The sequence below is a fragment of the Microbulbifer maximicatervae (SeqCode) genome (assembly GCF_052468095.1).
Genome location: NZ_CP174332.1, coordinates 145356 through 157672, shown reverse-complemented (window position 1 = coordinate 157672; position 12317 = coordinate 145356). Strand labels below are relative to the sequence as shown.

The 12317-nt window shown below is 47.0% G+C and carries 9 protein-coding genes; 8 read left to right on the top strand and 1 reads right to left on the bottom strand.

Features of this window, described 5'->3' with window-relative positions:
- Nucleotides 1-4: 4 nt before the first annotated feature.
- Nucleotides 5-421 carry a VOC family protein gene (locus ACJJIL_RS00685; RefSeq protein WP_282930918.1) on the bottom strand — a complete coding sequence of 139 codons (417 nt, stop codon included), beginning with the start codon at nucleotides 419-421 and terminating at the stop codon, nucleotides 5-7.
- Between the two features lie 503 nt (nucleotides 422-924).
- On the opposite strand from ACJJIL_RS00685, the gene ACJJIL_RS00680 reads away from it, so the two are divergent.
- The 8 genes from ACJJIL_RS00680 (at nucleotide 925) to ACJJIL_RS00645 (ending at nucleotide 12245) form a co-directional block, all read left to right on the top strand.
- Nucleotides 925-2532 (top strand): ABC-F family ATPase, encoded by a 1608-nt coding sequence (locus ACJJIL_RS00680; RefSeq protein ID WP_445360941.1) that lies wholly within the window; start codon nucleotides 925-927, stop codon nucleotides 2530-2532.
- Nucleotides 2533-3295: 763 nt separating this feature from the next.
- Nucleotides 3296-4081 carry an outer membrane protein OmpK gene (locus tag ACJJIL_RS00675; protein WP_444918443.1) on the top strand — a complete coding sequence of 262 codons (786 nt, stop codon included), beginning with the start codon at nucleotides 3296-3298 and terminating at the stop codon, nucleotides 4079-4081.
- A 1-nt stretch (nucleotide 4082) separates the two neighbouring features.
- Nucleotides 4083-5444, top strand: coding sequence for an NCS2 family permease (locus ACJJIL_RS00670; RefSeq protein WP_413663622.1), 1362 nt, complete (start codon nucleotides 4083-4085; stop codon nucleotides 5442-5444).
- An 11-nt stretch (nucleotides 5445-5455) separates the two neighbouring features.
- Nucleotides 5456-6019: a phosphoribosyltransferase gene (locus ACJJIL_RS00665; protein ID WP_413663623.1), complete on the top strand. Its 564-nt coding sequence runs from the start codon at nucleotides 5456-5458 to the stop codon at nucleotides 6017-6019.
- A 233-nt stretch (nucleotides 6020-6252) separates the two neighbouring features.
- Nucleotides 6253-7593, top strand: coding sequence for an omega-aminotransferase AptA (gene aptA, locus ACJJIL_RS00660; protein WP_413663624.1), 1341 nt, complete (start codon nucleotides 6253-6255; stop codon nucleotides 7591-7593).
- 139 nt (nucleotides 7594-7732) lie between these two features.
- Entirely contained in the window at nucleotides 7733-10426 is a 2694-nt protein-coding gene (gene pepN, locus ACJJIL_RS00655) for an aminopeptidase N (protein ID WP_445360940.1), read from the top strand.
- A 227-nt stretch (nucleotides 10427-10653) separates the two neighbouring features.
- Entirely contained in the window at nucleotides 10654-11154 is a 501-nt protein-coding gene (locus tag ACJJIL_RS00650; protein WP_445360939.1) for a GNAT family N-acetyltransferase, read from the top strand.
- 44 nt (nucleotides 11155-11198) lie between these two features.
- Nucleotides 11199-12245, top strand: a complete 1047-nt coding sequence (locus ACJJIL_RS00645) for a Kelch repeat-containing protein (RefSeq protein ID WP_445360938.1) — start codon at nucleotides 11199-11201, stop codon at nucleotides 12243-12245.
- Nucleotides 12246-12317: the final 72 nt, after the last annotated feature.

Sequence of the window (12317 nt, the reverse complement as noted above, 5' to 3'; positions counted from 1 at the left end):
ACGATTACTTGAACATCAGTTCAGGATTAACCATCGTTTTCATTTCCAGAACGTTGCCATTTGGATCTTCGATAAAAAAGGTTTCCTGTTCATATTCATTGCCGACAAAGCGACGGTAGGGCTTGTCCAGGTATTCCAGCCCGGCAGCTTCGATACGGCCTTTCAGTGCCTGAAACTCATCTTCCGGCAGGTGAATGCCAAAATGAGGAACAGCCACTTCTCCCATATCCACCTTGTGGCGAACATTGGGGAGCTTCTCCTCACTCTGGTGCAGGGTGAGTTCGTTACCCCAAAAGTCGATATCTACCCAGCGACCTTCTTCACTGTTGCCGGTCTTGCAGCCTAAGACATCGCAATAGAATTTCTTGGCGGTTTCCAGGTCCCCTGCCGGAATCGCAAGGTGCAAACAATTCGATTTCATATAGCCTCCAACCTTTGCTAGCTCCTCATAGAGATCAAAAATTGATTGACTGACATCTGCTAGTCATTAGCCTTTCAACCCTTTCCCCCTGACAGCATTAACATTTACTTTGCCGTCGGAGCCACCCAAAGGATACAAATAAGATCAAGTGATCCCGTTAATTATTTAAATAAAAGTGGCCGCTTTACGCGCTGGCAACTTATACCGGGAATATTCCTAATATTAGGACCCATAGCTTTTGCTAAAGAGCCCGAACTCAGGGAGTATACAGATGCATATCATCGCACCCCACCCCAAAATAGAATATCCTCCTAGCCTAGGAGTATACTTTAACATATATATTTCAATCTCTAATATCGCACCCGCAGAGAAACTGCTTAGTTATTGAACGTACTCCTCGACACTTTAGCGCCAAATCCTTATAGTGCGGCCCCCACATCACGCCTCCTATTTTGGCGAAACTGGCTTACCAGAGCCCATTTGTAATCCTCAGGAATACGCTCTTGATCTCCACCGCGAATATCACCATGCAGTTTGGTGCCCAACCACTGTTTGAAAACATTTCTGTAAAGTTCGGCAATGGCAACCGATATGGCCTTATCGGGGCCAATGGATGTGGAAAGTCAACCTTTATGAAGATCCTGAGTGGTGCCTTGGCGCCCTCGGCCGGCAACGTATCCATTGAGCCTGGATGCACCATGGGTACTTTGAGCCAAGACCAGTTTGCATTTGAAGAGTACACCGTCGTCGATGCGGTCATCATGGGAGATGTCCGCCTGTGGGAAATTAAGCAGGAACGTGACCGCATATACTCGCTACCGGAAATGAGCGAAGAAGACGGCATGCGCGTAGCCGAGCTTGAAGTCCAATTTGCTGAGCTGGATGGCTATAGTGCAGAGAGCCGTGCGGGAGAAATCCTGCTTGAAGCTGGCATCGACGAATCCCTGCATTTTGGCCTGATGAAACAGGTAGCTCCCGGCTGGAAATTGCGTGTATTACTCGCCCAAGCGCTATTTGCCGACCCGGATATTTTATTGTTGGATGAGCCGACCAATAACCTGGACATCCACACCATCAAGTGGTTGGCAGATGTACTGAATCAACGCAAAAGCACAATGGTCATCATTTCCCACGATCGCCACTTCCTGAACTCTGTCTGCACCCATATGGCCGACATAGATTATGGTGAATTGCGGGTTTTCCCCGGCAATTATGAGGACTTTGTTGCGGCCTCCACGCTAATACAAGAACAACTTCACGCAGAGAATGCCAAGAAAAGTGCCGAACTGGACGAGCTACAGAGCTTTGTGAACCGCTTTTCTGCCAATGCATCCAAAGCCAAGCAGGCCAGCTCCCGCGCGAAGAAGATGGAAAAAATCAAGCTGGACGAAATCAAACCCTCCAGTCGGGTCAGCCCTTATATTACGTTTAACCAGTGTAAAAAATTGCACCGTCAGGCGCTGACTCTTGAGGGGCTTACCCATGGTTTTGACAGTGAAACGCTATTTCAAGGTGGCGAAATGCTGCTGGAAGCCGGTGCGCGCCTGGCAATTATCGGTGAGAACGGCGTTGGTAAAACAACCTTCCTGCGCTGTCTTGTCAATGAAATCCAAGCAAACAGCGGAGTCGTCAAGTGGTCAGAAAATGCCGCTATCGGCTACTGTCCGCAAGACAGCAGTGCAGATTTTGATGGTGACCTGACGATATTTGAGTGGATGTCCCAGTGGCGCACCCCCAAGCACGATGATCTGGCCGTGCGGGGTATTCTGGGCCGACTATTATTTACCGCAGATGATGCCAATAAAAAGGCAAAGGTCTGCTCTGGCGGCGAGAAAAATCGCCTGCTGTTTGGCAAGCTAATGATGATGGACACCAATGTACTCATCATGGATGAGCCAACCAACCACTTGGACATGGAGGCCATCGAAGCCCTGAACAAGGCTCTGGAGAAATATGAGGGCACACTTATTTTTGTGAGTCACGATCGTCAGTTTGTCTCATCCCTGGCAACCCGAGTTGTTGAAATCAAAGATCAAGCACTGATCGATTTCCAAGGCACTTACGAGGAATACCTGGCGCACCAGTCAGGTACAGAGCAGCAGGTAGCCTGATTCCAAACTCGAATCGGAAAAGGCATATTGGGGCGATAACAATACTCGCCCCAGGTCTCAAAAGCTGCAAAATGTAACCAATCACCACCAGCTAATACGGGACTCGGTAGGCATCACCTGAGCCCCCCTAAAGTCGCCCCCCGTTACTGCAATCCCTTCCAGACTCATTCCTGGGCCAATTTCCTACTAACTAGCCAAAAAACCAAACAGCCAAATAATTTTTATACAGGTTAAAAGTCGATTTACTTTTCCCAACCATCACCATCGACCTCAGGCCGATGTCTGCCTATATAAGAAAGACGCTCAAAAGATACATTTCAACCATCCTTCTTCTGCTACCAAGCGGATGACTTCCAGTGTCATCAAAGTTAAACAACATCTATTATCGCGAACCCTAAAAGCACCAAAAGTATTCATGTTGCCTGTGCAAGCACCACTGGGGAGCAGATGCCGACTTTCTGGACTATTTACCTAATTTGCCCCTGCAATGTAGCGATTCCCTACTATCAAACCAATTAAACAATACTTTTTTGCTACACCGCCCCATCGCTAACCAATAAATGAGTTTCTCGTTTTCCCCAAGCGTGATTTTTTGGTGCAGAGTTACTTAAAAAGCTCGGAAAAAAGCGTAAATGCCGAGAAAAAACACTGGAAAACAGGGGTTAAGTTCTGGTACATTCCGCGACTATTTTTTAACCAACTGCCGATTTTCTCATCGGCCGCCAGAGCGAAATTCGCCTGTCGCTGTAACAGAGGTAATAGAATGAAACCAACCAAGCCCCTGCTACTGCTGGCCTCTAGCCTGTTGTCCGTAGCTGCCCAAGCTGAGATGACCTGGAGTGACAACAGCCTGAGCCTTCTTTACGGCCACGATTACGAGGTTAACTACAGCCTCAACACGGATGACTCTGAAAGATCCGTAGTAACTTTCGAGCACGCCAGTGGCCACAGCTGGGGTGACCTCTTTATTTTTGCCGACTACCTGGACTCGGAAGATGGCTCCAATGAGCTGTATAGTGAGATTTCTCCCCGCCTGAGCTTAGGCAAGCTCAGCGGCAGTGAGCTGGCTTTCGGACCGGTTACCGATGTGCTTGTCGCCACAACTGTGGAGATAGGCAATATGGATGATCCGGATCACCTGACGGCCACAGGCCCCCACTTCACCAATTACCTGACAGGTGTGGGCTTTGATCTCGCGGTGCCCGGTTTCTCCTTTGTACAGGCGAATGTTTACCACCGCGATAACGATGACAAGGCCAGCAACGAGCAGCTGACCCTGGTTTGGGCCATGCCTTTTACCCTGGGTGATGCCAGCTTTGTCTACGACGGATTTATCGATTGGACCAGTGCTTCTGAAGATTCACATCCGAGCACTAACTTTACCTCCCAGCTGAAATGGGATGCCGGCGCCACCTGGGGTGAACCCAAGACCCTGTACGCGGGTATTGAGTACGTACACTGGAACGACAAGTTCGGAATCAAAGATGGCACTTATGGTGTCGATTCCAACGAGCGCAACGTTAACCTGCTAGTAAAGTACCACTTCTGATATGAAACCCACTGATATCCAAACATCGGCGACCCCAGGGTCCGACATCCCGCAGGTGGGAGGCAATGCCTCATTCCTGGAGAAGTTGTTCAAGCTCTCAGAGCGTCAGACGAATGTTCGCCGGGAAGTGATTGCCGGCGTTACCACATTCCTGACGATGGCCTACATCATTTTTGTGAATCCCAATATCCTGGCTGCAGCAGGTATGGATAAGGGCGCTGTGTTTATGGCGACCTGTCTTGCAGCCGCTATTGGCTGCCTGATTATGGGGCTCTACGCCAACTACCCCATCGCATTGGCGCCAGGTATGGGCCTCAATGCCTTCTTCGCCTACGTTGTCGTCGGTGAAATGGGCTACAGCTGGCAAGTAGCCCTGGGTGCGGTGTTTATATCAGGGGTAATCTTCCTGCTGCTCAGTATCTTCAAGCTGCGAGAGTGGATTATCGATAGTATTCCTCTCTCCCTGCGACAATCCCTGGCAGCGGGTATTGGCCTGTTCCTGGCGATCATTGCCCTGAAGAGTGCCGGTATCGTTGTGGCCAGCCCCGCTACTCTGGTAACCCTGGGCGACCTCAAGTCAATTGAGGCGATCCTGGCAGCACTGGGCTTCTTTATTATTGTGGCCCTGTCCTACCGCCGTATGCTGGGCTCAGTGATGATCGGTATCCTTGCGGTAACCGTCATCGCCCTGGCAATTGGTAAGGTAGAGTTCACCGGTCTGGTATCCGCGCCTCCCAGCCTGGCACCGACTTACCTGGAGCTGGATATCGCTGGCGCTTTCGAAGTAGGCATGATCAGCGTGATCTTTGCCTTCCTGTTTGTCGACCTGTTCGACACCGCAGGCACCCTGTTAAGCGTTTCTGATCGCGCCAAACTGCTGGATAAAGATGGCAAGTTGCCTGGAATGGGCAAGGCCCTGATGGCCGACAGCTCCGCATCTGTCGTTGGTTCTGTGTTGGGCTCCTCCACTACTACCTGTTATGTAGAGAGTACTGCGGGAATTACCGCCGGTGGTCGCACAGGCCTGACCGCTGTGGTTTGCGCCGGGCTATTCCTGTTGGCGACCTTCTTCTCGCCCCTAATCGGTATGATTCCGGCCTATGCAACCGCAGGTGCTCTGCTGTATGTTGGCGTCCTGATGACTTCCGGTATGTCATCTATTGATTGGGATGACATTACCGAGGCCGCACCGGCAGTAATCGCCGCAGTGATGATGCCTTTGTCGTTCTCGATCGCGCACGGAATCGCCCTGGGCTTTATTTCCTACGCAGTTATTAAAACGCTGAGCGGACGTAGCAAAGACGTCAGCATCAGTGTCTACGTGTTAGCGGCACTCTTTGTTGCCAAGTTTGCCTTTTTCTGAGGGGTACATTGATGAAAAAGCACTTTATTAGCGCACAGCAGCTCCTGATAGACTCTTATGCTCTCGCCGAGCAAATCTATAAGGACGGCTTTCGCCCAAACTATATTGTCGGTGTTTGGCGCGGTGGCGCTCCTGTGGGCATCGCTGTACAAGAGCTGCTGCACGTGATGGGAGTGGATGCAGACCATATCGCTATCCGCACTTCCTCCTATCTCGGTATCGGTGAGCGCGACAAGAAAGTGCGCGTGCATGGCCTGAACTACCTGATCAAGCGCCTGGAGTCCCACGACTCTCTGTTGATCGTGGACGATGTGCACGACTCTGGCCTGAGTATTGAGCAAACTATCGAAGACCTGCGCGCTGCCTGTAAGAAGAACACGCCGGAGATTCGTATCGCGACCCCTTACTACAAGCCGAAGAACAACAAGGCCAAGCGCGAGCCGGATTACTTTATCCACAAGACCGAAGAGTGGTTGGTATTCCCCCACGAGATCGACGGTCTGTCCCGGCAGGAGATTCTGGAGAACAAACCAGAACTCGCCCCCTATGTGGACAGAATCGCCACTGCTGTTTAATCAGCAATATTACCGGGGGCTAATGCCCCCGGTTCTCTTCTCCTCTCATCTCCCTCTCTCCCTTAGGCCATTCCGGCAAACCCTCCCCCGACACTCAACTCCTGCCATAGGCAATACTTCAATACTCTATTAATAAACCCCACTTATGAAACTAAAGTTAGTGAGAATCAATTTATAAAGTAGAAAAGTTGGTCCAAAATTAATGCGATAAGGCCAAATGTCGGAAAATAAAAATGAACGACAAATCAGCGGGACTTAGTAAATCGCAGCTCGATGCTTACTGGATGCCTTTTACCGGGAATCGTCAATTCAAAAGAGATCCCCGTATTATTACCTCAGCCGACGGCTGCTATTACCGTAGTGCTGATGGCCGCCCCATATTCGATAGTCTCTCTGGCTTATGGACCTGTGGTGCTGGACACAACCGCCCGGAGATAATTGACTCCATTACCCGGCAAGCAGCCCTTCTGGATTATGCCCCCGCTTTCCAATATGGACACCCGGGAGCCTTCCAACTAGCGGAGCGTGTCAGCCAGATGATGCCCATGGGGCTCAATCGTATTTTCTTTACAAACTCCGGCTCTGAATCCGCAGAAACCTCTCTAAAAATAGCTAGAGCCTACTGGCAGAAGATGGGCGCTCCAGGGAAAACAAAATTCATCGGACGCGTGAAAGGCTATCACGGAGTTAATTTTGGCGGTCTTAGTGTGGGCGGTATTAGCGCTAATCGAGCAATCTTTGGCTCATCTTTAGATTCTGACCACCTTCGCCACACCCTTTTACCCCACAACCGCTTTGCTAAAGGACAGCCTGAACAGGGAAGTTTCCTGGCAGACGAGTTGCTGGAACTTATCAAACTGCACGGTTCTGAAAACATTGCCGCTGTTATTGTCGAGCCCGTAGCGGGGTCTGCGGGGGTATTGCCCCCACCAAAAGGCTATCTCCATCGCCTTAGGGAAATATGTACTCAATACGACATATTGTTGATATTTGATGAAGTCATTACCGCTTTCGGACGCATGGGGAAAGCCACCGGAGCAGAGTTTTTTGGAGTGACCCCGGATATGCTCAATACAGCCAAACAGCTTACAAATGGCGCTGTTCCCATGGGCGCTGTGGCTGTGCGTCAAGATATCTACGAGATATTCATGGAAAATGGAGGACCTCAATACCAACTGGAGCTTCCCCACGGCTATACCTACTCTGGGCACCCACTAGCCTGCGCAGCGGCATTGGCGACACTGGATATTTTAAAGAAAGAAAATTTATTTGAGAGATCTGCGGAGCTTGCCCATATCCTGGAAGACCATATCCATCAACTCAATGGATTACCGTTAATAGAAGATATTCGTAATTGTGGACTTGCCGCAGGCCTGACAATCGAATCAGCTCCGGATGAGCCATTACTCAGGCCTTACTTAATTGCTATGAAGATGTGGGAAAAAGGCTTTTATATTCGCTACGGCGGCGACACATTGCAAATCGGCGTCCCATTTATAGCACAGGCAGAGGAGATTGACGGAGTTATCAACGCATTAGCGGAATCAATTACTGAGGTCGCAAACGGCCAGTAGCCAGAACCTATTCCTTCTCACTCTGTATAAAAGATTCCCCCTACTGATACGGAAAATTTATATCGCCGCCTAGCTATCTTTAATGATACAAAGTAAATCGCAAATAGTAATTCAATAACTCTATATTAAAAATAGCGCCATGAACAAATATATTCGCCTTACAAATGTATTACTAAAGTACAAAGTGGTTATAGCGATTCTATGTGGTATTTTATTAAGTTCCTGTGAGCAAAGAACTACTAAGCAAGAAATAAGCTCACCAGCAAAGAAAATTTCATCTCCTATTAGAACCACAGCCCCAGGACTTTCAGAATCTTATGCTGACATTCGTCGTCAGCAAATTGCTGAAGTGGACTATCGGCTGAGCATCAATCTGGATAGTCAAGCTAAGAACTTCTCCGGAATTGTGCACGCAGATATCAATTTTAGAAAAATACTTGAACAGCCGCTCACTATCGATTTTTCCGGTGGTGCGGTTGATTCAATCCAGGTCGATGGAAGATCTGTTCCATTTGAGTACAACAACTACTTTATTTCTATTGATTATCAAAATCTACCAGAAATATCCCACACGATTACGGTGAATTATCAACACCCGTACTCTAACAATGGCTCAGGATTACATCGCTTTAAAGATCCCAAAGACGAAAAGGTCTATTTATATACGGACTTTGAACCTTATGATGCCAATCGCCTATTCCCACATTTTGACCAACCCAATTTGAAAGCGCGTTACACCCTGGATGTAAAGACTCCAAAAGACTGGGTAGTAGTTAGCGCGGAAAGAGAGGAGAGAGTAGAAGAGAAAAGAAAATCAAACCACTGGTTTTTTCCTCAAACTAAGAAATTTTCATCTTACATATTCTCTTTACATGCAGGTCCTTATCACATCTGGGAAGACAAGGCAGGAGATATTCCCCTTCGCTTAATGGCAAGACAGAGCCTGGCAAATTATGTAAAAACAGAAGACTGGTTTACCTTCACCAAACAATCCTTTGAGTTCTTTCAGCCCTACTTTGAAATTGATTATCCATTTAAAAAATATGATCAAATACTAGTACCTGATTTTAACGCCGGCGCTATGGAAAATGTTGGGGCTGTAACATTTAACGATTCTTACATATCCCGAGGAAAAAAGACTCAGGCCCAGCGGATGCGCCTCGCCAATGTTATTGCCCATGAGCTGGCCCATCAATGGTTTGGTAATTTGGTCACCATGAATTGGTGGGATGACCTTTGGCTCAATGAGAGCTTTGCCACTTACATGGCCAATCTGGCTCTAGCCGAAAATAGCGAATTCACTACCGCTTGGGAGAACTATTACTTAGGCGCCAAGCAATGGGCTTACCACACTGATCAACGCCCCACTACCCACGCTATTCAACTACCAGTCAACAATACTGACGAAGCCTTTGCCAATTTTGATGGAATTACTTATGGCAAAGGCGGCTCAGTACTCAAGCAATTGCCCTACTATTTGGGCAAAGAAGAATTTCGCAAAGGCGTCAGTAATTACTTAAAGGCCTTATCTTATGACAATTCAACCCTCAATGACTTTATCAACCACCTGGGCAAAGCTGCGGATAAAGATCTTAATTCCTGGCAGCAACAGTGGCTTTACCAGGCCGGCCTCAACACAATTGAAGCCAGCTTCCAGTGCGATGATGACAAAATCAATCATCTGGTAATTCAGCAAACAGCACCAGAGGAATACCCGATATTAAGAGAACAGCGCACACAGCTGGGAGTTTACCAAAGGAAAGCTGGAAGTATGAAACGGGTTGCAACCCTTTCAGTGCTTTATAGTGGTGCCAGAACCGAAGTAAAAGAAGCCGTGGGGCTACCCTGCCCAGAGGGGCTATATCCCAATGAAGAAGATTGGGCCTATGTGAAGGTAAATCTGGATGAAGTTACCATCAAAAACATGGCTCAGCATATCAATGACATTGAAGAGCCGTTTGCACGACTAATGTTCTGGCAAAGCCTATTTGATAGTACCTATGACGCAAAGCTCCCTCTGGACGAGTATATTAGTTTTATAGTGAATAATGGCGTCGACGAAAGAGACATCAACATTATTCGTTTGAATGCCAGATATATTGAATTCACTTACGATTTCCTGACTCAAATCCCTCTAAGCACAAAGCGTCGTAACGAACTTACTCAGACTGTTGAGAGCTTTGTCTGGGGTCAACTACTAGAGGCGGCTGAAGGTAGTGATCAACAAAAAGTCTGGTTTGGTGTTTTTACCAATATCGCCCACTCCACTCCAGCATTAAGTCATGCTAGAGACCTATTAATGGGAGAGTTTGCCATTAAAGGACTGGAACTCGATCCTGATATGCGCTGGAAACTTATCAAGTTGCAGAATCGTTATCTATTCTCAGATTATGAGCAGGCAATCACAAGAGAATTGGCAAAAGATAACTCCGACAGATCTAAACTCAACGCACTATCTGCTGAAGTTATTCGCCCCCAATCCGAAAACAAATCAAAGTGGGTAGATAATCTTATATCTAATCGAGACAAATTCAAGTTAAGCGAAATTCGAAAAATTACAGAGTCCCTTTTTACACCAGAGCAAATAGAGCTATTTAACATCCACGGTCAACCGATTTTTGACTCACTGGCTCAGGTCAATGAAGATGAATCTCAGGAATTGCTTACTGCTTATGCTTACGCCCTACCGCTAATGTGTTCTAGAGAAAATGTAAATGAGATTACTAAATCACTAAAAGAAAAACCACAACTTAAGCCTATATTGGTAAAAGCACTAAAAAATCATCGCTATTCCGGTGAACGCTGTATCAATATCGGGAAGCGATTACTCTAGATCTTCTTTAAACTAGCTATTAATGTTGAACTAAGGGCAATATCCAGCCCTTAGTTTCCCTTGCCAGGATTTTGGCCGGGTATTATACGTAATAAAACGGTGCATATTTTTTCTCAATGCCCCCTAATAAAGCATACCTATTGCACCAGCCAACTTATACTTATTCTTCTCTAAAAATCTTGTTACAGTGACATTTCAAAGCCCAAAAAATTAACGGGCGTTCCTGCTTGAACCATTGTTTTAAAAAGAAAGATAATCAAATAAAGATGTATATATCAGTACAATTAGACGACCTGTCCGATGGTTCCATTAACAATCTTCTCGGAGCTCATCTACGGGAAATGTACCGACATTCCCCACCTGGAAGCGTTCACGCACTAAATCCTGATGAGTTAAATGACCCCATGATTACCTTTTGGGGAGCGAGAATTGATGGAGTTTTGGCCGGCTGTGGTGCCCTAAAAGAGATCAACCCTGATTTGGGCGAAATAAAATCCATGAAAACTCATTCTCTGTTCCTGCGCAAAGGCGTTGCCCGCGCCTTGATAGAAAGAATATTGGAGGAGGCAAAGCAACGTAAATATAAAGAGATAAAGCTGGAGACAGGTCGCGCTGAAGCTTTTGCTCCCGCAATCGCTCTCTATCGCCGTTATGGATTTGACGATTGCGACCCTTTCAGTCACTATAAAAATGACCCTTTTAGCCTATTTTTAGGTAAAAAATTATAATCAATAGGTATTCTTTATCAGTCAGTGTGAGAGTGTTTGTTACTATGACGCTATCCAGAAGATCCTTTATTAAATATTCCAGCTTAGCTTCCCTTACTTTTGGTGGAGTCAATCTAACCGCTAAAGAGGCTATTTCCAGTCTATCTATATCAAGTCTTCCCAGCCTGAAAATGCCTTTACAGGAGATTTACCCCGCAGTCTTTTCTGGCGAGATCTATGTAGCAGGGGGATTTATCCCATCGGATACTGCAGTTTTCTTCGGTCTCGCTCCAACTAAACAAACACATATCTTTTCTCCGCGGGAACAAAACTGGAGGCCAGGGCCCAATTTACCTGAGTCAAGACATCACCTTGGCATGGCCAGCAATTCCAACAGCCTATATGGCATAGGTGGATTTTTTGGCGATTCTGATAGCGCTTGGCAAGCCCGAAATACCGTTTATAAACTTTCCAGCGAATATAAGCATTGGATAGAAACCAGCCCTCTCCCCCGGCCCTTGGCTGAATCTATTTACACCAACATTGGGGAGAACATCCATGTCATTGGCGGTAGGGCCCCCGACGAACAGTCTAAAAATAGAGATACCAATTCTCATTATGTGCTTACAAGAGGGGATCATTGGGAGCAAGCAGCGCCAGCCAGTATCAAGCGAACCTCCGCAGGTGGGGCAAACTTAAATAACAGAATATATGTTGTTGGTGGCCGCCAGGTTAGCGACAATAGTAGCAAGGCTAGGAATCTTACTTATGCCGAAGTTTATGACCCCAGCCTGGATAAATGGGAAAAGATCCGCCCCCTACCCCAGGCTGCTGCCGGGCTCACAGCAACCCCATTAAATAATAAATTAATAGTTGCCGGCGGTGAGGCATTTGGCCCCAATGGCAACTGGAAGACCGGTACTGCATTTAACAATATTTGGATTTACGATCCAGTCACAGATGATTGGAACAATCAAGGTCATTTGCCCCAGGCACGACACGGTCACGGAGCAGTAGTTATCGGTAATACCCTTTACATATTAGGTGGAGCAAAAAAAGTGGGGCCGCAAGAAACTCTCGCTTCTTTAGTACAAGTAAGATTGAAAGACTGAAGAGTAGACCCATACACAACAAAATTCTCTATTAATTATAAAAATATAGTAAAATATTCGACGAACAATATC